Origin of the sequence: Microcoleus sp. B5-D4 (assembly GCF_036705145.1) — a bacterium.
Classification (GTDB): Bacteria; Cyanobacteriota; Cyanobacteriia; order Cyanobacteriales; family Microcoleaceae; genus Microcoleus.
The window spans coordinates 37,741-61,187 of sequence record NZ_JAUBTV010000022.1 but is presented as its reverse complement, the minus strand read 5'-3'; the positions used below and the strand labels follow the sequence as shown (position 1 = coordinate 61,187).

Annotated in this window: 23 protein-coding genes; 12 read left to right on the top strand and 11 right to left on the bottom strand. The window is 46.7% G+C overall.

Annotated elements, in window-relative coordinates; all coding sequences use genetic code 11:
* Positions 1-196: 196 nt before the first annotated feature.
* The 3 genes from QUB10_RS13280 to QUB10_RS13270 all read left to right on the top strand — a co-directional run bounded on the left by QUB10_RS13280 (position 197) and on the right by QUB10_RS13270 (position 3,738).
* Complete coding sequence (locus QUB10_RS13280) at positions 197-886, top strand: carbon dioxide concentrating mechanism protein (protein ID WP_333202723.1); 690 nt, start codon at positions 197-199, stop codon at positions 884-886.
* A 587-nt stretch (positions 887-1,473) separates the two neighbouring features.
* A complete protein-coding gene (locus QUB10_RS13275) occupies positions 1,474-2,247 on the top strand; it encodes a BMC domain-containing protein (RefSeq protein ID WP_333202721.1) in 774 nt (257 codons plus the stop codon).
* A 450-nt stretch (positions 2,248-2,697) separates the two neighbouring features.
* Positions 2,698-3,738 carry a tetratricopeptide repeat protein gene (locus QUB10_RS13270; RefSeq protein ID WP_333202719.1) on the top strand — a complete coding sequence of 347 codons (1,041 nt, stop codon included), beginning with the start codon at positions 2,698-2,700 and terminating at the stop codon, positions 3,736-3,738.
* A 597-nt stretch (positions 3,739-4,335) separates the two neighbouring features.
* On the opposite strand, the gene hemL is transcribed toward QUB10_RS13270, so the two are convergent.
* Complete coding sequence (gene hemL / locus QUB10_RS13265) at positions 4,336-5,634, bottom strand: glutamate-1-semialdehyde 2,1-aminomutase (protein WP_333202717.1); 1,299 nt, start codon at positions 5,632-5,634, stop codon at positions 4,336-4,338.
* 327 nt (positions 5,635-5,961) lie between these two features.
* Between hemL and hisIE the strand changes: the two genes are divergently transcribed.
* On the top strand, positions 5,962-6,612 hold the full coding sequence (hisIE, locus tag QUB10_RS13260; protein WP_333202715.1) for a bifunctional phosphoribosyl-AMP cyclohydrolase/phosphoribosyl-ATP diphosphatase HisIE: 651 nt from the start codon (positions 5,962-5,964) through the stop codon (positions 6,610-6,612).
* 178 nt (positions 6,613-6,790) lie between these two features.
* Here the strand turns inward: hisIE and QUB10_RS13255 are convergent, their stop codons facing one another.
* The gene (locus QUB10_RS13255; RefSeq protein ID WP_333202714.1) at positions 6,791-8,053 is read right to left on the bottom strand and encodes an MFS transporter; all 1,263 of its coding nucleotides are present in this window, start codon (positions 8,051-8,053) and stop codon (positions 6,791-6,793) included.
* Positions 8,054-8,520: 467 nt separating this feature from the next.
* Here QUB10_RS13255 and QUB10_RS13250 point away from each other — a divergent pair, with 467 nt between their 5' ends.
* Positions 8,521-9,027, top strand: coding sequence for a hypothetical protein (locus tag QUB10_RS13250; RefSeq protein ID WP_333202712.1), 507 nt, complete (start codon positions 8,521-8,523; stop codon positions 9,025-9,027).
* A 438-nt stretch (positions 9,028-9,465) separates the two neighbouring features.
* On the opposite strand, the gene QUB10_RS13245 is transcribed toward QUB10_RS13250, so the two are convergent.
* From QUB10_RS13245 to QUB10_RS13230, 4 genes are all read right to left on the bottom strand, one after another.
* Positions 9,466-9,759, bottom strand: coding sequence for a TMEM165/GDT1 family protein (locus QUB10_RS13245; RefSeq protein ID WP_333082112.1), 294 nt, complete (start codon positions 9,757-9,759; stop codon positions 9,466-9,468).
* A gap of 60 nt (positions 9,760-9,819) precedes the next feature.
* Positions 9,820-10,287, bottom strand: coding sequence for a TMEM165/GDT1 family protein (locus tag QUB10_RS13240; protein WP_333202710.1), 468 nt, complete (start codon positions 10,285-10,287; stop codon positions 9,820-9,822).
* Between the two features lie 413 nt (positions 10,288-10,700).
* On the bottom strand, positions 10,701-11,351 hold the full coding sequence (upp, locus tag QUB10_RS13235; protein ID WP_333202708.1) for a uracil phosphoribosyltransferase: 651 nt from the start codon (positions 11,349-11,351) through the stop codon (positions 10,701-10,703).
* A gap of 252 nt (positions 11,352-11,603) precedes the next feature.
* Complete coding sequence (locus tag QUB10_RS13230) at positions 11,604-11,843, bottom strand: hypothetical protein (RefSeq protein WP_333202706.1); 240 nt, start codon at positions 11,841-11,843, stop codon at positions 11,604-11,606.
* Positions 11,844-11,867: 24 nt separating this feature from the next.
* Here QUB10_RS13230 and crtH point away from each other — a divergent pair, with 24 nt between their 5' ends.
* Positions 11,868-13,412 carry a carotenoid isomerase gene (gene crtH / locus QUB10_RS13225; RefSeq protein ID WP_333202704.1) on the top strand — a complete coding sequence of 515 codons (1,545 nt, stop codon included), beginning with the start codon at positions 11,868-11,870 and terminating at the stop codon, positions 13,410-13,412.
* 297 nt (positions 13,413-13,709) lie between these two features.
* On the opposite strand, the gene QUB10_RS13220 is transcribed toward crtH, so the two are convergent.
* A complete protein-coding gene (locus tag QUB10_RS13220) occupies positions 13,710-14,150 on the bottom strand; it encodes a pentapeptide repeat-containing protein (protein ID WP_333202702.1) in 441 nt (146 codons plus the stop codon).
* 530 nt (positions 14,151-14,680) lie between these two features.
* Between QUB10_RS13220 and QUB10_RS13215 the strand changes: the two genes are divergently transcribed.
* Positions 14,681-18,046 (top strand): EAL domain-containing protein, encoded by a 3,366-nt coding sequence (locus QUB10_RS13215; RefSeq protein WP_333202700.1) that lies wholly within the window; start codon positions 14,681-14,683, stop codon positions 18,044-18,046.
* A 121-nt stretch (positions 18,047-18,167) separates the two neighbouring features.
* Here the strand turns inward: QUB10_RS13215 and sipA are convergent, their stop codons facing one another.
* Together sipA and QUB10_RS13205 are read right to left on the bottom strand one after the other, a co-directional pair.
* Positions 18,168-18,407 (bottom strand): regulatory protein SipA, encoded by a 240-nt coding sequence (gene sipA, locus QUB10_RS13210; protein ID WP_333202698.1) that lies wholly within the window; start codon positions 18,405-18,407, stop codon positions 18,168-18,170.
* A gap of 70 nt (positions 18,408-18,477) precedes the next feature.
* Positions 18,478-18,609, bottom strand: coding sequence for a hypothetical protein (locus tag QUB10_RS13205; protein ID WP_333155743.1), 132 nt, complete (start codon positions 18,607-18,609; stop codon positions 18,478-18,480).
* Between the two features lie 211 nt (positions 18,610-18,820).
* Here QUB10_RS13205 and QUB10_RS13200 point away from each other — a divergent pair, with 211 nt between their 5' ends.
* Complete coding sequence (locus tag QUB10_RS13200) at positions 18,821-19,027, top strand: hypothetical protein (RefSeq protein WP_333202696.1); 207 nt, start codon at positions 18,821-18,823, stop codon at positions 19,025-19,027.
* Positions 19,028-19,095: 68 nt separating this feature from the next.
* Here QUB10_RS13200 and QUB10_RS13195 read toward each other — a convergent pair whose 3' ends face one another.
* Positions 19,096-19,521 carry an NUDIX domain-containing protein gene (locus QUB10_RS13195; RefSeq protein ID WP_333155747.1) on the bottom strand — a complete coding sequence of 142 codons (426 nt, stop codon included), beginning with the start codon at positions 19,519-19,521 and terminating at the stop codon, positions 19,096-19,098.
* 288 nt (positions 19,522-19,809) lie between these two features.
* Here QUB10_RS13195 and rbfA point away from each other — a divergent pair, with 288 nt between their 5' ends.
* From rbfA to QUB10_RS13175, 4 genes are all read left to right on the top strand, one after another.
* On the top strand, positions 19,810-20,220 hold the full coding sequence (gene rbfA, locus QUB10_RS13190) for a 30S ribosome-binding factor RbfA (protein ID WP_333202694.1): 411 nt from the start codon (positions 19,810-19,812) through the stop codon (positions 20,218-20,220).
* The gene (locus QUB10_RS13185) at positions 20,204-20,353 is read left to right on the top strand and encodes a hypothetical protein (protein WP_333202692.1); all 150 of its coding nucleotides are present in this window, start codon (positions 20,204-20,206) and stop codon (positions 20,351-20,353) included. The genes rbfA and QUB10_RS13185 overlap by 17 nt, the downstream gene beginning before the upstream one ends.
* Positions 20,354-20,380: 27 nt before the next feature.
* Positions 20,381-22,252: a glycoside hydrolase family 3 N-terminal domain-containing protein gene (locus QUB10_RS13180; RefSeq protein ID WP_333202690.1), complete on the top strand. Its 1,872-nt coding sequence runs from the start codon at positions 20,381-20,383 to the stop codon at positions 22,250-22,252.
* Positions 22,253-22,617: 365 nt separating this feature from the next.
* Positions 22,618-22,851, top strand: coding sequence for a DUF4327 family protein (locus tag QUB10_RS13175; RefSeq protein WP_333057778.1), 234 nt, complete (start codon positions 22,618-22,620; stop codon positions 22,849-22,851).
* Between the two features lie 63 nt (positions 22,852-22,914).
* Here QUB10_RS13175 and QUB10_RS13170 read toward each other — a convergent pair whose 3' ends face one another.
* Entirely contained in the window at positions 22,915-23,319 is a 405-nt protein-coding gene (locus QUB10_RS13170; RefSeq protein WP_333082103.1) for a hypothetical protein, read from the bottom strand.
* Positions 23,320-23,447: the final 128 nt, after the last annotated feature.

Genomic DNA, 23,447 nt, shown 5'->3' with positions numbered 1-23,447 from the left:
TAAAAAGCTCGAATGAGAAATGTTGGTCAAAATCTAGAATCTTCGGAAAGTTTCTATAAAACGTTAAAGCATCAAGCTTCTCAGTATTAGTAAATTATCGTTTCTTAGATTGACATGGTTAAATTTATCAGTCGAGAAAACCCATAATTTAAAGTCGTTTTATCGAAAAAAATAGCTCCTTTCATGGTGAAGTCGAATGTATTTATCGCCCCTGCAATTAAGTAGCAACTCTCAGATTTTGATGAGTGGCGATGTAGTTGTTCATGAGGGTGCGGCGATCGCCCCTGGAGCAATCCTGCAAGCAGAGCCCGGAAGCCGGATCTCGATCGCCGCCGGTGCCTGTATCGGTATGGGAGTTATCCTTCACGCCCGTGAAGGTACTCTGGAAATCGCGGCGGGCGTTATTCTGGGTGCAGGGGTGCTGGTGGTAGGTGCGGGAACGATCGGGGAAAATGCCTGTATTGGCGCCGCGACGACCCTAATCAATCCTTGTATCGACAAAATGCAAATTATGCCAGCAGGTTCTCTAATGGGAGATACCAGCCGCCAAGTCGCCCCAGAACCAACAGCAGCAGCGCCAACAGCAGCGCCAACAGCAGCGCCAACATCACCAGAAACCCCCGAAGCCACTACGCCACCAGTCGATCGACCGATCGAGCGGATCGAGCCGCCACAACCCGCCCAAACACCCCCTCAAACTGCGCCGGAGACTGCCCCAGACCCGCCGGAATCCACCGCCGCAGAGCCGCCCCAACCAGGGGAAACGCCAACTATTCTGTACGGTCAAGCTCACATCAATCGGCTGTTGGGGACGCTGTTTCCGCACCGGCAAGCTTTTAATCGATCGGAGGAAAACGGCCAAACTCTATCGGGCGGTTCCGGGTAGCCTTGATACTCCCGATCCCTAAAGGGACGGGGATTCTTGAAGAGTTCGTATTTGAACTTTCAAAGGCGAAATCAAACCGCCTCTACCCACTCAGCTTAGACAAATCCCAACTTTGCGTATACTTTTAGCTTTTGTGCTTTCGGAGTCCACCACTAATGCCAGATAGGTACGCTCAACAACCTGCCTTTTGTTTGCCCTTTAACTATTCCGAATCAAGTCGGATATGTCCGTTGCCGGGATTTCACCGCACGCTTGTTGTTTCAACACGCAGATGGTTATTCTTACTTGCTGCTTCTTTTATACCACATATTCAATTTCAATGCGGTTAAAACCGCTACCGACTTATCCCCGTGGCTGAAGCCAGGGGCTTGCGTCTCATTTTTCGGTCATTTCGGCAAAAGCCAGCTATGCTAAAGGCAGAAAGATCAAATATAAATAGGTAATCTCATATTATTGGTAGCTCAGCAATTTGTAAGGCTTTGCCGCAGCAATCAGTGTATTGTAGCTCGTGCAGTCTGTCTTCTCATCTGAGAAACTAAAACTATCAACAAATTTTTATTTTGGGAAGTTTCTAAGGGTAATAGAAGATGGACGGACAAACAGATCGTAACAGTCACGAAGAGCGATCGCAGCGCCAGGAATACTTCAAAGACACTGCTTTGGGTTTGGTATCCACCAAGAGTTTTCCGGCAATTGTGGGGACTGCTGACATGATGCTGAAGTCGGCAGGAGTGATTTTAGTAGGATACGAAAAAATTGGTTCCGGTCACTGTACCGCGATCGTCCGGGGCAGAATTTCGGATGTGCGTTTGGCTGTGGAAGCTGGAGCTCAAACTGCCGAACAGTTCGGGCAGTTTGTTTCTAAGTTGGTGATTGCTAGACCTTTGGCTAATTTGGAAGTGGTTTTGCCGATCGGCTTTCGGCTGACTGAACTTTCGGAAAAAGGCAGTTATTCTCGGCTTAGCAATCAGGCGATCGGTTTGCTCGAAACCCGGGGATTTCCGGCAATGGTCGGTGCTTGCGATGCTATGCTCAAATCCGCAGACGTACACTTGGCAGCTTACGAGAAAATTGGCGCCGGTTTGTGCACGGCAATTATTCGCGGTGCAGTTGCAGATGTAGCAGTAGCCGTAGAAGCGGGGATGTACGAAGCTGAGAGAATTGGCGAGTTGAACGCGGTGATGGTAATTCCGAGGCCTTTGGAAGATTTGGAACAAACTTTACCGCTGGCGAGTTGCTGGATAGAGCAGCGTAAACCTGTGATGATGCCCATGTCGGTTAAGGAAAAGGAACAAGAATTGATCGAACTTCCAGATTTAGAGAAATTGAGAGTTTATGTGGAAGAGGAAATCAATCGGTAATTGGTAATTAGGCAACAAAAGTTTGTAGAGACGTACTGCCGCAAATACTGAGACGAAGTTTGTCAAAAAAATATAGAGTTTACTCGGTAGGACTGCGGGCAACAATTTATACTGAGTAGCGGTCTCAAACTTAATTGGGCGATCGAGCCGATCGCCGCCGCATCAAGAGACACCGAGCACCAAGTAAAACTAGACTTTTGAGATTAAGTCGATCGGGTAAACAATCGAACTGACTAATAAGTAAATCCAGCCGAGGTGCAGAGCCTTTCAACAGGATTTAACTACTGTTAAAATAAACCCAAAATCCTGTTTACGGTAGATTGCCGGGAATTATTGAAGAGTGACTCTGACCGCAGGTGGATGCTCTTTCAAAAGATTAACGGCTGTCGAACTCAAAACTGACTGCACAGGAATCAACCCCCAGAATCAAGCAATCCTGAAAGTTGACCTATGAACCTCAAACAATTTTACAAGCGCGGTTTGCACAGCGCCAAGAAAGGAAACTATGAAGCGGCACTTGAGGACTTCGATCAGATACTGCAAGTCAATCCCGCCGATGCCAAAGCCTACAACAATCGCGGCTTGGTTTACTATTACATGAAAGACTACCAAAAAGCGATCGCAGACCTCAGCCAAGCCCTAGATATCAATCCTAATTTCTTCGAGGCTTACTTGAATCGAGGCAATGCTTGGCGTCATCTCGGAGAACACGAAAAAGCCATTGACGATCTAAACTGTGCTTTAGCAAATAAGCCTAACAGCCACGCTATCTACAACAACCGGGGACTTGTACTTGCTAATTTAGGAAATTACGAAGAAGCAATAGAAGACTACAATCGAGCTCTATCTATCAATTCCAACAATTATAAAACCTATTACAACCGGGGGCGCGCTTACTACCTTTTGGGAGAAAAAGAGGCAGCAACGGAAAACTTTAACGAAACGCTGCGGTTGAATCCTAAATATATCAAAGCATACATAAATCGAGGTCTCTGTTACCACCAATTAGGAGACAATACGCAGGCGATGGCCGATTACAACATTGCACTCGGCATCGATCCACAAAATGTTTATGCCTATTATAACAGAGGTTGCGTTCGCTATAAATTAAAACAAATGCAGTTGGCAATTGAAGACTTTGACCAAGCAGTAAAACTCGATCCGAACTATGTTAAAGCTTATCTCAACCGGGGTTTAGCGCTGTATAAACTTGGAGATGTTGCGGCAGCAAATAAGGATTTTTACCACGTAATGTGCATTAATGCTGAAGCTTATGTATACTACCAAGCCCAGCGGTGCACGCCTGATATTAATTCGTACTTCAAAGAAGCGCCGCAGGTGGAACTTAATAATGCTGTAGAATACTACAACACAACTTTAAATACGATGTCAACTTCCTTAAGTTCCGCAGCATTAAACGCGGTATGGAATCAAGAAGATTTGGAGAACAGAGAATCGATTATCTGTGAAGGTGAATTTATTAATGATTGATTTAGTCAGTAGTCATTAGTCCTTAGTCATTAGAATTATTGCATAAATCATTGAGCGACAGGAAAACGGCTGATGCAACGCAGAGGCATTTAAAGATACTTTGTGAATGTATAGCAATCCTTGCAGGAGTCTTAAATTTTCGACCCCACCCCAACCCTCCCCTTATCAAGGGGAGGGAGTAAGAAATTCATAAATGACTTAGGATGGCTATAGCAATCCTTGCAGGAGTCGTAAATTTTTTACCCCACCCCAACCCTCCCCTTATCAAGGGAAGGGAGCAAGAAATTCACAAATGATGGGAGGATGGCTATATGCAATTCAAGTCTCATGAGTCAGCAGTCATTACTCATTCGTCATTAAGTAGGTCATCGGAAAACAAACAATACCTCAGAAACCCGGTTGCTTCGTATATTTATCGTGAGTCGTCGCAAAATCTCGTAGAAACCGGGTTTCTAGCCCCCTGCGTAAGCCATGATCAAGAGGTTTTTAACGCGGCTTGGGTAGCAGTTAACAATTAAAGTCCTTACTGCCAACAAACAGCAAGGACTTTAATTATTTATTCCTGAGTTTTAAGGACGAATGTCCTTACTACACAGGTTAAATAGTTGCCATCACTTCACGCGCTGCCGCCAAAGTTCGATCGATATCTTCGTCAGTATGAGCCAAAGAAGTAAATCCCGCCTCAAACTGCGAAGGAGCCAGATAAATTCCGTGCTCCAACATTCCCCGGTGAAAGCGGCTGAACTTCGTCAAATCCGACTTCTTCGCATCCTCGTAATTGTGAACCGGGCCAGCCGCAAAAAACAAGCCAAACATCCCGCTAATTTGCCCGCCCCAAACCGCGTGTCCGGCTTCCTTAGCAATTTTTAGCAATCCGTCAGACAGTTTTTTAGTAATCTTATCCAACTGTTCGTAAGTGCCGGGTTTTTGTAGCAATTCCAAAGTCTTAATCCCAGCAGTCATCGCCAAAGGATTTCCCGAAAGCGTACCCGCTTGATACATCGGCCCAGCAGGAGCCACCATCCCCATAATATCCCGCCTTCCCCCGTAAGCACCCACCGGCAAACCGCCACCGATAACTTTACCCAAAGTAGTCAAATCCGGTATAACGCCGAATCTTTCCTGAGCTCCGCCGTAGGCGATGCGGAAACCGGTCATTACTTCATCAAAAACTAACAAAGCACCGTTATCTTTAGTAATTTCCCGCAAACCTTCGAGAAAACCTGCATCCGGGGTAATAAAACCGGCATTCCCCACCACTGGTTCCAGAATTACGCCTGCTATCTCGCCGGGATTTTCGGCAAATAAAGCTTTGACTGCTTCTAAGTCATTGTAGGGAGCGTTGAGGGTATTGGCAGTAGTGGATTTCGGCACGCCCGGAGAGTCGGGAAGGCCCAGAGTTGCCACGCCGGAACCTGCTTTTACCAAGAACATATCGGCGTGCCCGTGATAGCAGCCTTCAAATTTAATCAGTTTATCGCGTCCGGTGAAAGCTCGCATCAGCCGCAAAACGGCCATACAGGCTTCGGTGCCGGAGTTGACAAATCGCACCATTTCAATGCTGGGAACCGCATCAATGACCATTTCGGCGAGTACGTTTTCCAACAGCGATGGTGCGCCGAAACTCGTACCTTTTTCTAAAGATTCGTGCAAGGCTTTGATGACTTCCGGGTGGGCGTGGCCACAGATGGCAGGGCCCCAAGTGCCTACATAGTCAATGTATTGGTTTTCGTCAACATCCCAAATGTAGGCTCCTTTTACCCTGTCAAAGACGATGGGCTGTCCGCCTACGGATTTGAAGGCGCGGACGGGGGAACTGACGCCACCGGGCATCAACTTCTGGGCTGCAGCGAAAATTTCTTCTGATTTGGTCGTTTTCAAGGTTGTGGAAACCAATGTTTTCTCCTTAGTGAACGTCTGTTGTTGGTAGAATAATTTTATAGCCAGTTCAACATAAAGGTTAGGTCGATTCAAGGAAACTATTCTAGTAGATTTTAGGGTACAAACCAATCAGTAGCAATACTAGCTTGGGTTTTTTAGGCTTTGTCGCACTAGCACCGAGCGCCCTAAAATGTAATTTTTTGTAAAATAGTTCTTGACAATTTAGCCATCCCTTGCTCAATCTTCTCTCTTCCTCTGCGTCCTCTGCGTTCTCTGCGGTTAATAAAAAAACAATCTCCGACAGGAAAGCGTTAATCTATCTTACCAAGTTGAAATAAAAGTATGTCTACTACTGATTTATCGAGTTTGAGCCGATCGATCCCAATTGAAAAGATCCGTTACGACGATCGCGGTTTAGTGCCTGCGATCGTCCAAGATTATTTAGACGGTACAGTGTTAATGATGGCCTGGATGAATCGGGAGTCCCTGCAAAAAACGCTCTCTACCGGGCAAACTTGGTTCTGGAGTCGTTCTCGTTCCGAATTGTGGCCCAAAGGCGCGACTTCGGGACACATTCAAAATGTCAAAGGGCTGCGTTACGACTGCGATAGCGATGCTTTGCTGGTGACAGTCGAACAAGTCGGAGATATTGCTTGTCACACCGGAGAAAGAAGTTGTTTTCACCAAGTTGATGGGGAAATTTCACCGCCGCCAGGGGATATGTTATCTCAATTATTTGCGGTAATTTGCGATCGGCGCGACAATCCTAACGAAAGTTCTTATACTTGCAAGTTGTTCGAGGGCGGCGACAACAAGATTCTCAAAAAAATTGGCGAAGAGTCGGCGGAAGTTGTGATGGCTTGCAAAGATGACGATAAAGAGGGGATTGCTGGGGAAGTTGCGGATTTATTTTATCACGCTTTGGTTGCTTTGGCTCACCATCAAGTTGATTTGAGAGCAGTTTACCGCAAATTGGGCGATCGACGAAAATAAATTAGTTATTGGTTATTGGCCAAACAGGGCATTGGCCAAACAGGGCATTGGCCAAACAGGGCATTGGCCAAACAGGGCATTGGCCAAACAGGGCATTGGTAGCAGCAACAAATGACTAATGACTAATAACTAATGACTAATAACTAATGACTGCTGACTAATGACTAATGACTAATAACTAATGACTGCTATTTTTCAACATTCGATCGAGCTTTTGCAAAATAACCACAGCCGCAATCACACTAAAAGCCAAACCCAACCAAAAATTATCCGCCGCCCATTTACCCCGATCCAATGCCAAACCGCCCAGCGGCGGCCCGATTAAATAGCCGATCGCCCAACACTGAGAACTAACCGCCAAATACACGCCCCGCAAAGACTCCGGCGCTAAATCCACCACCAAAGCCGAAGCAAAAGGCGTATAAGCAACAGTCGCCACCGACAAAAAGCTCAAGCCTAAAACAGCTAACAATAGATTGCCAGTTGCAGCCATTCCCGTCAAGCCGATCGCGATAAATCCCATTCCCCATAACAGCGCAGAAATCATCAAAGCTTTCGGATGGGAAAACGGCCTCAAAGCTTTAACCACCGGCAGTTGCAAAGCCACAGTTAAAAACGTGCTAAAAGCAAACAAAACCGTAATTGTACCTGTAGAAAAGCCTTTTCCCGATGTCCCCACCGCGACAAACTTGCTAAAATACAGCGGCATTGTGGTTTGGATTTGGGAAATATATAATGTGAACAGGGTATTTACTAAAGCATAAACTAGAAGACTTCGATCGCTCAGCGCCACCATCCAGCCATTTTCCCGATTCTTTTTGCCTCTATCCCCTGGATTAGCTGGTTTGTAGGTTTCGGCGATCGCGATCGCAACTACTGCAAACAGCACTAAAAACGAGATACCATCAATAATAAAGAGCGATCGATAATTCCCCGTTACAGCAATCAACAAACCGCCCAAAATAATCCCAACTTGCAAACCCAAATTATCAGCAAGCCGCGTCAAAGCAAAAGCCTCCTGTCGCTGTTCGCCCTCAGTTAAATCCGCCACCATCGTCTCGGTTGGAGGCCAATACAAACCCACACCAAAACCCATCAGTAAATTGCCCGCAATTAAGCCAGCGAAATCATTAGTCGCCGCCAGTACAAAAGAAGCTGCAGCCGAAATAATTGTCGCCAGCAATAAAGTTCGCCGCCTTCCCCAAAATTTAGAATCGCAAAAAGAACCGCCCAAAATTCTGCCGAATATTCCCGAAACTGAACCGCTACCCAAACCAATCCCAACAGCAGTAGCAGATAAACCCACGCGATCGACAAAAAATATCGGCGCGTAAAATAAAGTAAAACCGGTGCCGCTTTGGGAGAGGAATCTGCCGGCGGCCAGAATCCAAACTTGAGGGGGGAGACGGGGCAACCAAGAGGATAATTGAAATTTAGGCATATACACTTAAATTAGGAGTTATTTCTGGACGCTGAAACCTGGTTTTTTATAAAAAATACGTTACGGTGTTTAATCAGGATCAATCGGTTTTAGATTTTAGATTTTAGATTTTAGATTTTAGAGGCGACCCCACGGATAAAGGCGGGGGCTTGAGGATTTTAGATTTTAGATTTTGGATTGATTCCACGGATAAATCACGTGGCGGGTACCACCTTTGAAATTCTTGGTCAAAAACCGATGTCTTTGGTTGCAGTGCATAATTCCTGTGAGTAATTATTAATTTATTCCGTACTTTTTCCGAATTAGTATTAGTTAACCGAGGTGATGACAAACATAAGGGAGCTTAACAATTCTTCAGCGTCTGTTACACAAAAGTTACCATTAATTTAAAAATACTTAACACGATTTGAGAAAAAAGTTAGTTAAACTCTAGAAAAGGCAGAAGAAAATTTTAGAGGCTCAATTATATGACAGCTATTACAACATCAAGAGTGGAATCAATCAAACCGCGCTGGCAAGCAATTGTCATGGTTGCCCTAATTTTCTGGCTCAGCGTTAGCCTGATTTTGGATCTAGTAATTATGCCCAGTCTCTACGTATCTGGCATGACGACATCACCGGAGTTTGCAACAGCCGGCAATTTAATGTTCTGGGGATTCAACCGCGTTGAGTTAATCTGTGCGGGCGTGGTGGCAACGGGTTTGATGGTTTTGAGCAATTTAGTCGGTGACTTCGGCAAGCGCAGCCGCACAGCAATCTTATTATCATTGGTACTTCTGGCGATCGCCCTGATTGACACCTACGCCCTGACACCCCAAATGAGCGCCTTGGGAATGCAGCTAAATCTGTTCGATTCCGCAGCAGAAGTGCCCGCCGGGATGAATCTACTGCACCAAGGCTATTTTGCATTGGAAGCGCTGAAGTTGGCTGTCGCCGGTACGCTGCTGGGTTGGTGCTACCAAAACCAAGTTTAATCGACATAATACTCAGAGGTTGAGTTGAGAAAAAAAACTCAACCAGCAGCGGGGGGCGTGAATTCACGCCCCCCGCTAATTTTTTAAATTTTAGCTTTAGCGATCGCAAACACCGGATTTGATATTCAGCGGCGTTAATCTGTGTTTATCTGCCTGTATCTGCGGTTAAAAAAAGAGAATTTCTTGGGCCGCAGATGACAATGGATTCACGCTGATTCACGCAGATGAAGATAAGAGAGATATGAATAATCTCCGATGCTAACAGATTTGAGATAACTATATTTTCAAGTTTCCTGACCCGCCCAAAAACGGAGACAAGCCCCCAAATCCTGTTGTGGAGAACTCAACATTTTAGAGTCTGGTTCAAACTCCCAGATTCATCTGTGAAGTAAATCTAAAATCTAAAATCTAAAATCTAAAATCGACTGACGGCCGGCCCTACTCGGAGGCTTCCGGTAAATCTGCTTTTGGCCACAGCAGGCGCAAGCCCATCACCGCAAATCCGATCGCCGCGAGTCCCTTTACCAGTCTCTCCGGCAACACTTCTGCCGTGCTGAAGCCAATGCCCACGCCGATTAAACTCGCCAGCAGCAGCGCCGACGCCGTACCGAAAAATACAGCCCGCGGCGAGTTACAACTACTGCCCAGGGCGATCGCAGCTAATTGACTTTTGTCTCCCAATTCTGACAAAAACACTGTAATAAAACTGATTCCCAAAAGTTGCCAGTCCATGTTTTTTTAGTTCTTAGTTAGCTATTGTAGAAATCTCGGAATTACCGACAAGGCAGACAATTAACCCAGCACTTCCCACAGCAGAACCGCCGAAATCGCCAGTAAAATCACTCCGGCTGCTCTCTCCAAAGTTCTCGGAGCAATCCGACTAGCCAGCCACCTTCCCAGCAACACCCCCAGCAAACTGGTTGCTATCAAAGCCGAACCCGCACCCGCAAACACGATCCAAGGATTTCGAGATTCAGCCGTCATCAGCAAAATCGCGAGCTGAGTTTTGTCTCCAATTTCAGCTAAAAAAATAGTTGCAAAAGTCGAAGCAAAAATTGCCCAGTGCTTGGGCTTCAGTTTCTTTTGTTCCTGACAAATATCGGGATTTACAGTCACTGAGAGTTCTGCGGACTCCGGGGTTAAAGCAGCACAAATCTCAGTAACCTCTTTTATTTGTAGTTGTACCTGTTGTGGCAAATCATAATTGAGGTTTACTGAGTCAGAAGCAGACAAGCTTGGCGGAACAGAATCAAGTTTCACGGGCAATGAGTGCTAAACGCTATTTATTTTTGACTTGTACTTTTGATTCTAACTCTCTCGGTGCCTGCTTTTACCAAACCAGGGTCAATCGATTTTAGATTTTAGATTTTAGATTTTAGATTTTAGAATTGAAGCATTGAAGGATTGACCCCACGGATAAATTCGGGGGCAAGTTTCATCGGATACAGGTTTTTTATTTCTGGGTCCTGAGTTTGCGCGTTGGAATGAATCACGTGGCGGGTATCCTGGATGCTTGATTGTCATCTTTTTCCCCCGATATTTCAGCAACTGGTTCCTGGAACCACTCACCGCCCCCAAAAAGGCCTACAAGCCCCCAGACTTATCTGTCGAGTCAATCGAAAATCTAAAATCTAAAATCTAAAATCGAAAATTGATTGACTGACTTACTCGCTTCATGTGCCGTAAGTTCGATCGCCCGCATCTCCCAAACCAGGTACAATAAAGCCCTGTTCGTTGACTATTTCGTCGATCGTTGCCGTGTAAATCATCAAACTTGGGTACTCTGCACTCAGCCTCTTCAAAGCCGGAGGAGCAGCCACCACAGAGATAATCCGAATTAAGCTCGGATCAATTCCCCGTGCAGTCAATTCCTGCATAGTCGCTATAATCGTCCCGCCAGTCGCCAGCATCGGCTCGCTAATTATCACCCGCGTTTCCGGGATAAACTGCGCCGGCAATTTGTTCAAATAACAAATCGGTTGCAGCGTCTCCTCATTTCTTGCCATGCCGAGGTGGTAAACCGACGCCAGCGGCACAACCGTCTGAATTCCTTCTAGCAGTGACAAACCCGCCCGCAAAATCGGTACCACAACTAACGGAGCTTCTGGGTTGATAAAAGTCGCCGGACATTCTGCCAAAGGCGTTTGCACCGTTGTTTCCACTGTCGGCAGCCATTCTCGAATCGCCTCGTAAGCCAGCCACCTTCCCAATTCTGTCATCGCAGAACGAAAAAGTACCGAGGGGGTGGCGGCGTCGCGGGCAACAGCCAGCCAGTGTTTAATTAATGGATGCGGAGGAACGTAAACGCGCAGTTGCAGGGACATTAGGAAATTGGGGAGATTGCTAGGTTTGAGGGATTTTATGCGGTGCGATCGATCAGCTTCGTTGGCGTAGCCCCCGTAGAGGCGGGCTTCGCCAACGGGCGATCGATCGCTCTGTGCAACTTATCACATCCTTGAGGGCGCATACAAGCCAGAGATTGAGTTAGAACCCATTCGCCGATCGACCTCCATCCGCTTATTGAAATATTTTTCTAATAGTATTGACATTAATTAGCAACAAGGCTATATTGATTTTTAGTGTTCTCCTCTCAAAGGATCGGCAGACGGGGGCAGTCGGCAATGGTAGACTGTTCCCGCATTTTTTTGGGAAGCAGGGGCATCGGCCAAACAGGGCATCGGCCAAACAGGGCATCGGCCAAACAGGGCATTGGGCATTGGGCATTGGGCATTGGGCATCGGGCATTGCCGAACTTCGGTCTTCTTGACATCCGTTGCCGAACTTCTTGCTTCGGGAGCGATCGACTGTAAAATCATAGAATTATTAAGATTTTTAACCGAATGTCAGCTCCTACCCAATCCCAGTTATTTTCTCCCAACTCCCGTCCAACAGAGCAAGAGTTTGATGTGATTGTCATCGGTTCCGGCATTGGTGGACTCGTGACAGCCACCCAGCTAGCCGCTAAGAAAGCCAAAGTTTTAGTGCTCGAAAGCTATACAATTCCGGGGGGTAGCGCTGGATATTTCGATCGAGAAGGCTACAGATTCGATGTCGGCGCTTCTATGATTTTTGGTTTCGGACAGCGCGGCACCACCAACCTCCTCACCCGCGCCCTGAAAGCAGTCAACGTCACCTTAGAAACCATTCCCGACCCCGTACAGCTTCACTATCACTTACCCAGCGGCTTGGAACTTGAAGTTCCCCAAGCTTATGACAAATACTTGCAAGAATTAACAGACAGGTTCCCTCACGAACGCGAAGGAATCCACAAATTTTACGGCGAATGCTGGAACGTCTTCAACTGCCTCAACGGCATGGAATTGCTATCCCTAGAAGAACCCGGATATCTCGTCCGAGTCTTTTTTCAGAATCCTTTAGCCTGTTTGGGATTAGTAAAATATCTGCCTCAAAATACTGGCGACATAGCGCGGCGCTACATAAAAGACCCTACTTTGCTGAAATTTATCGACATGGAATGCTACTACTGGTCTGTAGTACCCGCAGACTTGACGCCGATGATTAATGCCGGAATGGTATTTTCCGACAGGCATTACGGTGGCATCAATTATCCCAAAGGCGGAGTCGGTCAAATCGCCCAAAAATTAGTAGAAGGATTAGAAAAATGTGGCGGGAAAATTCAATACAAAGCTAAAGCGAAAAAAATTATCACAGAAAACGGCCGCGCTGTCGGAGTCGAGCTAGCAACCGGCGAAGTTTACCGGGCAAAGCGGATAGTTTCTAACGCCACGCGGTGGGATACTTTTGAGAAATTGCTGCCCGCAGAAGAGATGCCGGCCAGCGAGAAGAAATGGCAGCAGCGCTATCAAAAAGCCCCCAGTTTCTTGAGTTTGCATTTGGGAGTCGAAGCAAGCGTAATCCCTGCGGGTAGTGCCTGCCACCACATTTTGTTAGAAGATTGGAACCAAATGGAAGCGCCGGAGGGAACTGTTTTGGTGTCAATTCCGACGGTGCTAGACCCGGATTTAGCTCCCGCAGGATATCACATAGTCCACGCTTTTACTTCGAGTTGGATGGAAGAGTGGGAAGGACTTTCGCAGCAGGAATATGAGGATAAAAAGGAAGAGGCTGCAGGGAGAATTATTGAAAGATTAGAAAAGATTTTTCCCGGTTTAGATGCCGGTTTGGATTATATGGAAGTGGGGACGGCGCGTTCTCACCGCCGCTTTTTGGGGCGCGAAGACGGAACTTACGGGCCGATTCCGCGACAGAAGCTAATGGGTTTGCTGGGAATGCCGTTTAATCGAACTTCTATGCCTGGTTTATATTGTGTGGGTGACAGTACGTTTCCCGGACAGGGTTTAAATGCAGTGGCGTTTTCTGGGTTTGCTTGCGCGCACCGAATTGCGGTTGATTTGGGTTTTTAGTGGTAATGGTAGGGTGCGTCAATCGATTTTAGATTTTAGATTTTAGATTAAAGAATTGACTTGCGCGAGATAAATGCGGGGGGCTCTTCTGATTTTCGATTTGAGATTTGGGATTGATTCCACGGATAAATCACGTGGCGGGTACCACCTTTGAAATTCGTGGTCAGATTGTTCGCTTGAAATACGATAGAAAATGTGAGGCTTCGGGGCAGCCTACAAAAATACTAAAAACCCGGTTTCTGGGGAGAAACCGGGTTTTTAACCTCAAAATTGGTGTTTTCCATTCTTTTAACGAGTTTACTGGTCGTAGCTGCCGCCGACGCCGATTTGGGTATTGTAGATTTTTGCATCAGTGATGGTCATATCTTCCATTGATGCGCCGGATACGTCAGCGGTGTTAATGATAGCCGCTGTCAGATTTGCCCGATCGAGGTCTGCGTCATTTAAACTGGCATTAGTCAGGAAAACTGCGGTTAAGTTAGCACCCGTCAAGTTAGCACCCGTCAAGTCAGCACCTTCGAGGTTGGCACTAGATAGGTTTGCGCCTCGTAAATTTGCTTCTCTCAAATCAGCACCAATTAAATGAGATCCCGTTAAATCTGCTCCTGACAAGTCGCACTGAAAACATTGCCCGGTTGACAATAACTGTTTGACGTGAGCGGGATTTTCAGCGCGAGCCGGGCCGGCCAAGAGTAGGGGAGTAATTAAAAAAGTAGCGGCTAATAGATTGCGTTTCATAATCTCTTTTCCTCACAGACTCTGTATTCAAGTTCTTGTCTTGATATCTACAATCGTACCATGGTTGTTTTCGCAAGTTGCGATCTAATTCACACATTGGCTGTGATATCGATTGCCCTCAACAACGCATACATGGTCTCGACCAGCTTGCAAAACTTTATTTCGCAAAACTTAACACTGCCGAACTTAATACAGTGCCTTTTTGTAGTAACCTTTTCTAGGTTAGCTAATACAGCAAACAGATGCGTCTTTCTGAAGAGGGAGATGATTCGCAATGCTATGGATGATTTTAGCCGATAATCTTATCGCAAAAAGTTCACAACAAATACATTATTTTTAATAAATGTGTCACGGGATAGAAAATTTAACTTAAAATAAAGATAAGCTTCTAACTTTATAGGTAGAGGAAACGCAGTCACTGGCCTGATCCCCAGTCCAAGCTCTGCTGCATTTTTAACAATAAATTTTAATTAGGTCTCAGCAGCGCCGTAAAAATCCACCTAGTGCTTGGAAATCAGCGCTTTTTTGGAATGTCGCAGAGTCCACGCGATCGCAAAACTCAATTAAATATGCTCAAAAACGATTCATCCAAGTATTTGCCAACCTTAGCTCAAGTAATTGACCGCTACCCCTTGACAGTGGCGCCCGATACCCCACTAGCAGACGTAATTACCCTGATGGGCCAACGGCGCCCAAGTTGCTCTCTAAACGCAGCCATTCCACCAACCGATATCTATCAGCAACTAACAGAAATCGCAAATCTCCCCACTAAGAGTGCATTCAGAGACGCGACAGGTGTCTGCGTCTTTGTCGTGGAAAAATCACTCTTAAAATTATCCTCGCCCTGTGCTCCACATTCTCAATTGCAAGGAATCTTCACAGAAAGGGATCTTGTAGATTTGATTGCCTCGGGCAAAAACTTAAAAGGTGTCACCATCGCAGAAGTGATGAGGCAGCCTGCAGCAACTCTGACACAATCGGAGACTCAAGACATTTTCAGCGCCCTAATTCTGCTGGGGCAACGAAGAATTAAGCATCTCCCAATATTGGATAGTGAAGGTCAACTCTTAGGAGTAATTACCCCGGAAAGCATTCGCCAAGCCATGCTCAAACCGGCAAATATCTTAAAAATGCGCCGGGTGAAAGAAGTAATGACCGCACAAGTCATTCAAGCACCTCGCTCCGCGTCAGTTATGAGTTTAGCTGAGTTGATGGCGCAGCACCGCGTTAGCTGCGTAGTAATTACTGAATCAACAGAATTATCGAGGGATTCACCGTTCCCTATTCCAGTAGGTATAGTCACAGAACGGGATATTGTGGAATTTCAAGCTTTAGATATAGATTTGTCGCAAACGATCGCCCAAACTGTGATGAGTACCCCTTTATTTAGCCTCAAGCAAGAAGACTCGCTGTGGGTAGCTCATCAGGAAATGCACCAGCGTTTAGTCCGCAGGTTGGTAGTAACGGGGGAACGCGGAGAACTAGAGGGAATAGTTACTCAAACCAACATACTGCGCGTACTTGACCCGATGGAAATGTCCGGGGCGATAGATGTTCTGCACGATTCAGTGACAGAAAGAACTAGGGAATTGCAAAAAGCGATCACATCCCTCAGCTTGACTAACGCCAGACTAGAAAGCGAAATTGCTACCCGCGTTAGGGCCGAGGCCAGACTCCACCTTTTAGAATCTGCTGTAGTGAACGCTAACGACGCAATCGTGATTATGGATGCCGGAGATAGCGATATCTCCGACCCCACCATCATCTATACCAACGAAGCTTTTACCCAAATGACGGGCTACCTACCCGAAGAAATCATCGGACAAACCCCCAGTTGCTTGCGCGGCCCAGAAAGCGACCCCACCCAAGTCGATAAAATTCGCCGTGCTTTCTCTCGCCGAGAACCCCTACGCCTAGAATTGATCAACTACCGCAAAGACGGTTCAACTTATTGGGTGGAACTCAACAGCGTACCCATTGCCGACAACTCCGGGAACGTTACCCACTGGGTGTCGGTGCAGCGAGATATTACCGATCGCAAGCGCATGGAACAAGCATTTTTTGAAGAAAAAGAACTCGCGTTTGTTACTCTACAATCGATCGGCGATGCCGTAATCGCTACTGACGCCGACGGCTGCATTTCCACCCTGAATCCAGTGGCCGAACAACTCACGGGTTGGTCTACCTCGGAAGCTAAAGGTTTGCCCCTCGCCAGCGTGCTGAGAATAGTTGACGAAACTACCAGGCTGCCGATCGAAAATATCGCCGAAATCGCTTTGTCCGAAGGTCGGATTGTTGACCAAGGGCGCAACAATTTGCTGATTGCCCACAACAACACCGAATTTGCGATCGACCACTGCGTCGCCCCCATCCACGCTAGCAGCGGCGAAATTGTCGGGGCCGTCGTTGTGTTCCGAGATGTCACCCAAGTGCGAACTCAAGCGCGGCAACTCACCTGGCAGGCAACTCATGACCCCCTGACGCAATTAGTCAACCGCCGGGAATTTGAGTACCAGCTAGAGCACGCCCTACACGGCGCTCAAGGTTACGGGCAAGAACACGTAATGCTTTACCTGGATCTCGATCGCTTCAAAATAGTTAACGACACCTCCGGTCATGCTGCAGGGGACGAACTGCTTCGCCAAGTCAGCCAGCTATTTAAAAGCAATATCCACAAAACCGATATTTTGGCGCGTCTCGGCGGCGATGAATTTGCCGTACTCCTGTACAATCGTCCCGTCGAACGAGGATTGAATGTTGCTGAAACGCTGCTGCGAAGCATTCAGGGCTTCCGCTTTGCGTGGCAGGACAAAACTTTTTCGATCGGCGTCAGTATCGGTTTGGTAGCAATCAATCCCAAAACAGCATCGACATCTGCGATTTTGAGCGCGGCTGATATGGCCTGCTATGCTGCTAAAAATAAAGGTCGCAATCGGGTACAGGTTTATCAAGCCGGCGATCGAGAATTAATCAAACAGCACGGCGAAACCGAGTGGGTGGTGCAAATTAATCAAGCATTAGAAGAGAATCGCTTTTGCTTGTACTCTCAGCCGATCGTACCTTTGCTCAACTCTCCAACCACCGGAACCCACTGCGAAATCCTCCTGCGCCTCCAGTTGGAAACTGGTGAGTTGGTGTCGCCGATGGCGTTTATTCCCGCTGCAGAACGCTACAACTTGATGCACGCGATCGACCGCTGGGTAATTCGCACGTTATTTAGCAATTTATCTAAAATTTTCACGGCCAATTTATTCGTCCAAGACCCTGCAGTAGGCAGCGATAAAATAGTTACCTTCCCTGCTTGCTCTCTTTTGTCTAATCCGCAATCCTTATTTGGCAAATATCCCAACCTTTATTCAATCAACCTTTCTGGGGACAGCCTCAACGAAGAAAAGTTTATCGAGTTTATTCAGGAACAGTTTTCTATCCATCAAATACCGCCCCAAATAATTTGTTTTGAAATTACCGAAACCGTGGCGATCGGTAATCTCAGCAAGGCAGCCAGCTTGATTTGGCAACTCAAAGAACTAGGCTGCCAGTTTGCCTTGGACGACTTCGGCAGCGGGATGTCTTCCTTTGCTTACCTAAAAAGCTTGCCGGTTGATTATCTCAAAATAGACGGCAATTTTATTAAGAATATTGTCGATAATCCTATTGATGTCGCAATGGTGGAAGCTATTACCAAAATCGCTCACGTCATGGGAATTAAAACTATTGCGGAGTATGTTGAAAATCAAACAATTATGGATAAACTCAATGAACTTGGGGTAGATTACGCTCAAGGTTATCATTTGGGAAAGCCTCAACCTTGTAACTTCAAATCTCCGATTTTAGAGGAACTTCTGGGGGAGTTTCCTGTTAATTCTTTGGCTTTTGAGGCTAAGCTGGCTTGTTGAAGAAGGAAGTTCGGCAACGGGCAAGCAATGGGATTTAACGGATTTAAGGGAGGGATGTTGAGGGAACAAGGAAAAGGGAGATGTTAAGTTGTGATCTCAATTCCCCATTCCCCATTACCCATTACCCATTACCTTCTACAATTGTTTCTGCTGCTTCAATGTACTGACTGTCTAACAGAAAAGCACCTTTTTCAAAGCGAATTCCCCAATAATTGCCGGGACGGCGATCGATCACAATACCTTCAGCGCCAATCGCAATTAAATTCGCGGGCCGCAGCATCGGCATCGGTTCAGCAGTTTTGACGTAAGGCGGCATAGCCACCACTCGGACTTTTTGACCGATTGTAAATTCTTTTTCCATGAGTTTTATTTTTTTTTGCTATCGGCATAATCTAATCGTAACTGGGAGTGCGATCGAGAGCGATGAAATTTCAGACAGTATCTTTCATGCGTTTAGCCAACAAACAATCCTCAAAGCTAAAGGATTCTTCGTCTAAAAAGCTGGAGATTGCCATGAAGTAGGCGTAAGCCGGGGCGTAGCCATCGCGGCTTCGAGAGAACATTCAAGTTCAGCGGACTTGGACAAGAGGGCCGCTTTTATATAGTCAGGCAAATAATCGACCAACTGATGAATAGCTTCTGGAGACAGGTGTTGCGTGGCGATTGTTTGATTCATAACTCTCTGATTTCAAGTTTTGATTCTTTAGTTGCCTCGCCCCGGTTTGCAATCGGCAAAACCAAGTGCTTCGCCCTGCGAGGAAATTAGCAATTGCCATGGACACAACAATTTCGATCGGATATTCAATTTCCGCAGCACGGGCGATGAGGGCGGCACGAATTCGTTCTGGAAGGTATTTTAGGATGGCTTCGGCATCAGCAGCAGATAGTTGTTCCAGAGTTGTTGATTGTATGAGTCTAGTTTTTCGGTGGGATTTGAACGTTGTAGGGCGGCTCAGTTGCTCTGTGAATAATGGCTTCTAGCTCTAATAATAACGCAGGGTTGCTCCATGTTTCAGTCCCAGCACAGGAAAAATATTGTGTATGACTTTTTATTTTAAATATTCCTGCAAGAATTTCCAAGCCATTTGAGTACCCTCGCCTGCGTTGACTTTCCCAAAATCTACATCTTTTCTCAAAACTACAAAACCCACACCTTCTTTGATTTCTATTTGCTCACAATTCCTAATCCTAGCCAAAAACAAGTGATTTTCCTGTATAACTTTTTGATTATTTTGGGTCTTTTGGTGTAGAAAAGTTGTGATAAATTCTATTGTGTAATTGGTTTCGAGGCAAGTTTCTTCCTCCAGTTCTCGCACCGCTGCCTGCTTTGGACTTTCTCCAACGTCCACGCCACCACCAAAAGTAGAAAGCATCCCTTGACTTGCAATACCTACAATATTATCTCGCAGTTGTGCCACAATCTGACCGTTGGGGAGAATTAGAAAAATGCGAACAATTGACTTAGGAATATTCATATTAGATGTTTTAAAATGTATAGTTTAGTTAACTTGGTTTACTTTGTTTCAGTCCCCTCGCCGGCAAAAAGTAGAGCATAACACGGATGAACACGGATACACGGATGACTTGAGTCATCTGACTGTTTGCACAATTGGCTAACTTGACTATCCTCCGTGTATTCGTGTGCATCCGTGTCGTGCTGATTCTCATTTTTTCCCCCGATCGCCCGTAACACCCGATACCGATCGCGCTACAATTGTCAATCGGGATGAAAATGGCTGATCTAAAAGTAGGGGATAGTTTCTATGGCTACAAATCGTCGCATTGAGCGTGTAGCTTCAATGATTAAACGGGAAGTCAGCCTGATGTTGCTGAACGGCATTAAGGACGATCGGGTAGGTGCCGGTATGGTTAGCGTTACCGATGTAATTGTTTCGGGAGACCTTCAGCATACAAAAATTTTTGTCAGCATCTACGGTACTGATGAGGCGAAGGCTGAAACTATGGAAGGTTTGAAATCTGCTACTAGCTACGTCCGCAACCAGTTGGGCCAACGGGTGCAACTGCGCCGGACGCCGGAAGTAGTATTTCTTGAAGACCGTTCTTTGGAACGGGGCGATAAAATGTTGATACTGCTGAATCAGCTTTCTGCCGATCGCAAACCGGATCTTCTAGATCCCGAGGAAGAATTCACTGAGGATGAAAGTCCCGATTGAAGCAAGAAGGAAGAGGGAAGAAGGAAGAGGGGAAGAGAAGGAGATAGGGAAAATTCCCAATGCCCTGTTTGGCCGATGCCCGATGCCCTGTTTGCCCGATGCCCGATGCCCGATGCCCGATGCCCAAATCTAAAATCTAAAATCTAAAATCTAAAATCGAATGATTGACAATCTTTCCTTACCAGAACTGGTAGCCCAGATGTTCGTGGTGCGCGCTTCTGGCTGCTTGTTCGACCACCAAATTCGCTATCGGGAATGGGAACCAACTGCCAGCAAACTCCGCTATTATCTGGAAAAGTTGGGCGTCGGCGGTGTGATTTTGGTCGGGGGAAGTGCTGCAGAGTTGGCAGTTCGATCGCACCAATTGCAGTCTTGGGCTAAGTTTCCGCTACTGCTGGCGGCGGATATTGAGGAAGGTGTCGGCCAGCGGTTCGCGGGGGCGACTTGGTTCGGGCCGCCGATGGCGATTGCTGAAGTGGCGCGACACGATGCAGGTAAAGCCGATCGATATGCTGAACAAATGGGCGCTGTCACTGCGATCGAAGCTAGGGCGATCGGTCTCAATTGGATTCTCGCACCAGTGGTTGATGTTAACAACAATCCCGACAATCCTGTGATTAACGTCCGCGCTTTTGGCGAGACACCGGAAATTGTGGGGAAATTAGCCGCTGCTTTTATTCGCGGCGCAGGTGATCACCCGGTTTTGACTACAGCTAAGCATTTTCCCGGCCACGGAGACACGGCGGTTGATTCTCACTTGGAATTGCCGGTTTTGCCACATTCGCCAGCGAGATTAGCCCAGATTGAGTTGCCTCCTTTTGTTGAGGCGATGGCTGCTGGGGTCGATGCTGTGATGAGTGCTCACTTGCTGATTCCGGCTTGGGATGCGGAGTTTCCTGCTACTCTTTCTCGCAAAATTTTGATTGGGAAGCTGCGAGAAGAGTTGGGATTTGAAGGTTTGATTGTGACGGATGCTTTGGTGATGGGTGCGATCGCCAATAAGTACGGCGCTAATGAAGCTGCTGTTTTGGCTGCTGAGGCTGGTGCTGATGTTTTGCTGATGCCGCTTGACCCGGAAGGGGCGATTCTCGCTGTCTGCGAAGCTGTCACTCAAGGGCGGATCCCCATAGCACAAATCAAGGAATCTGTCAAGCGAATTTGGAAATCGAAAATCAAGGTGGGTTTGCCGATTTCTGACCCCCCCCAACCCCCCCTTGCTAAGGGGGGGAGCAAGAATTTAGAATCGATTTCTGACGCCCCCCAACCCCCCCTTGCTAAGGGGGGGAGCAAGAATTTAGAATCGATTTCTGACGCCCCCCAACCCCCCCTTGTTAAGGGGGGGAGCAAGAATTTAGAATCGATTTCTGACGCCCCCCAACCCCCCCTTGCTAAGGGGGGGAGCAAGAATTTAGAATCGATTTCTGACCCCCCCCAACCCCCCCTGGCTAAGGGGGGGAGCAAGAATTTAGAATCCATCGAGTTGATCGACTTAGGTTTGCTGGCAACTCCTGATGCCAGGGCAACTGCTGCCGATATTTTGCGAGATTCTTTGAAATTTGGCGGCAATCTACCTTTGCAGGTTGCAAAACCCCCAGAAAACCAGCTTTTGCTGAATTTGATTGTTGTAGATGATGTTTTGGGGTGTGAGTTTTTGGGCAACCACACTCCGGCGATCGCCCTTCCCGAACAGTTTGGTTACGAATTGCAACTGATTGACGATCGCACAGGGGCGATCGCTGATAATACAGGTGCAGAGCATTTTTATCCGACATTGCTGCAAATTTTCATTCGCGGCAATTGCTTCCGAGGCAGTGCTGGTTTGACTGAAGCAGCTCAAGATTGGTTTAAGAAATTATTAAAAACGGGAGAACTGCAAGCTGTGTTAATTTACGGCAGTCCCTACGTTTTAGAGCAATTTTTGCCACACTTGCCTCCGAGTATTCCTTATGTATTTTGTTTTGGGCAGATGCCGGCAGCGCAATCTCTCGTTCTAGAAGTGCTATTCGGCATTGACGCAACTGGTAAGGCTTGAGTTGCCCGACTTCTGAATCTTTCCTTTGCTGCTTGCTGCGTTAGGAGTTAAATTCATCAACCCGGTTTCTCGCGAGAAATTCTGCCTTTGGTGGCGAAGTATCCAGAAACCGGGAATTGGACGGCGGTTCCTAAGTTCTAAATTGAGCTTTCCAGCAGATCTGCCTGCTTGTGGGGAAAATGTGCTGCGTCTCCACATCCTAAGACAGATCTCATCACTTATTGATAATTCGTATAATTTATTTTTATTTACGGCAGTGAATTGTATAGCTGTATACGGACAAAATTTAACTTCCATATTCGTAAGTTTGGACTATATTATTACCAGGGCCATAAAATTTTTTAGTAAAACATTGAGGGCGCATTATGATTCACTCCACTATTCCCCAAATCCAATACTCTTTAGATGTGATCCAAGATGAAGCACGTCACCTCGTCCACGAGGGCGTGCTGAGCCGCCAACAGCCCATCTACACGCTGTGCCAATTCATTCCGCCCCGGGAATGGGCCTGTGTAGAGTGCGAGTTAGAAAAATGCGACTTCTTGCTGCGCGATCGCATTGCCGACCTGATCGGTTCTGAAAAATGGGACAATGACTAAAGTTTGGTTCTCTTAAATTAAGTTGGCAAGTAAACTCCGGCTGTGTTAAAGACTCTTGATTCTTTAATACTGGGAATTTTCGGCGCGCAAATTTTCCAACTCGGCCCTCAGCGCTGCCATGTGTGCAGTTAATTCTTGAATCTCTAGCTTTACGTTAGGCTGTACAACCGAATCGGGAGGAGCATCAGTCGCTGCATCTGATTGCTTGGGCGAGACAGATTCATTGTCTGCATTCTCCCGATCGCCCGGTTGAGAGAAAATAGTATCTACAAAATTCCGGGCTTCTCGCTCAGTCATTTCTCCTTTTTCCAGCAACTCATCGGCGAGTAACCCCAAATCAGACTTCAGTTTGTCAAGATTTTCTTCTCGCTTCAGAGGATCTTGCAATGTCTCAATTAAAAAGGAAGTTGCACCTAAAGTTAGGTGAAATCCTGTTTGCAGCATTTGAGGCAGGTTGTCGGGATTCATCTAAAAATGCCGCTAGAACGTTTTTCTGAGTTTTTGGTTCGCTAGTTGCTCCCAAGTCGGGGCGTAAAGCCGCTTCTTAGCGCGAAGATGCTGGCGTTGTGGGTCGCGATCGCCCCGATTCAGGAAAT

Excerpts from the sequence above, each read along its gene's own strand:
- QUB10_RS13245 (WP_333082112.1), bottom strand. The coding sequence starts at position 9,759 with ATGGACTGGCAACTTTTGGGAATCAGTTTTATTACAGTGTTTTTGTCA.
- crtH (WP_333202704.1), top strand. The coding sequence starts at position 11,868 with ATGTCAGCTCCTACCCAATCCCAGTTATTTTCTCCCAACTCCCGTCCA.
- QUB10_RS13280 (WP_333202723.1), top strand. The coding sequence starts at position 197 with ATGTATTTATCGCCCCTGCAATTAAGTAGCAACTCTCAGATTTTGATG.
- QUB10_RS13205 (WP_333155743.1), bottom strand. The coding sequence starts at position 18,609 with ATGTTCTCTCGAAGCCGCGATGGCTACGCCCCGGCTTACGCCTACTTC.
- QUB10_RS13230 (WP_333202706.1), bottom strand. The coding sequence starts at position 11,843 with ATGATTTTACAGTCGATCGCTCCCGAAGCAAGAAGTTCGGCAACGGAT.
- QUB10_RS13270 (WP_333202719.1), top strand. The coding sequence starts at position 2,698 with ATGAACCTCAAACAATTTTACAAGCGCGGTTTGCACAGCGCCAAGAAA.
- QUB10_RS13215 (WP_333202700.1), top strand. The coding sequence starts at position 14,681 with ATGTCGCAGAGTCCACGCGATCGCAAAACTCAATTAAATATGCTCAAA.
- sipA (WP_333202698.1), bottom strand. The coding sequence starts at position 18,407 with ATGGAAAAAGAATTTACAATCGGTCAAAAAGTCCGAGTGGTGGCTATG.
- upp (WP_333202708.1), bottom strand. The coding sequence starts at position 11,351 with ATGTCCCTGCAACTGCGCGTTTACGTTCCTCCGCATCCATTAATTAAA.
- QUB10_RS13170 (WP_333082103.1), bottom strand. The coding sequence starts at position 23,319 with ATGAATCCCGACAACCTGCCTCAAATGCTGCAAACAGGATTTCACCTA.
- QUB10_RS13200 (WP_333202696.1), top strand. The coding sequence starts at position 18,821 with ATGGACACAACAATTTCGATCGGATATTCAATTTCCGCAGCACGGGCG.
- QUB10_RS13185 (WP_333202692.1), top strand. The coding sequence starts at position 20,204 with ATGAAAGTCCCGATTGAAGCAAGAAGGAAGAGGGAAGAAGGAAGAGGG.
- rbfA (WP_333202694.1), top strand. The coding sequence starts at position 19,810 with ATGGCTACAAATCGTCGCATTGAGCGTGTAGCTTCAATGATTAAACGG.
- QUB10_RS13275 (WP_333202721.1), top strand. The coding sequence starts at position 1,474 with ATGGACGGACAAACAGATCGTAACAGTCACGAAGAGCGATCGCAGCGC.
- QUB10_RS13180 (WP_333202690.1), top strand. The coding sequence starts at position 20,381 with ATGATTGACAATCTTTCCTTACCAGAACTGGTAGCCCAGATGTTCGTG.
- QUB10_RS13255 (WP_333202714.1), bottom strand. The coding sequence starts at position 8,053 with ATGCCTAAATTTCAATTATCCTCTTGGTTGCCCCGTCTCCCCCCTCAA.
- hisIE (WP_333202715.1), top strand. The coding sequence starts at position 5,962 with ATGTCTACTACTGATTTATCGAGTTTGAGCCGATCGATCCCAATTGAA.
- QUB10_RS13250 (WP_333202712.1), top strand. The coding sequence starts at position 8,521 with ATGACAGCTATTACAACATCAAGAGTGGAATCAATCAAACCGCGCTGG.
- QUB10_RS13195 (WP_333155747.1), bottom strand. The coding sequence starts at position 19,521 with ATGAATATTCCTAAGTCAATTGTTCGCATTTTTCTAATTCTCCCCAAC.
- QUB10_RS13175 (WP_333057778.1), top strand. The coding sequence starts at position 22,618 with ATGATTCACTCCACTATTCCCCAAATCCAATACTCTTTAGATGTGATC.
- QUB10_RS13220 (WP_333202702.1), bottom strand. The coding sequence starts at position 14,150 with ATGAAACGCAATCTATTAGCCGCTACTTTTTTAATTACTCCCCTACTC.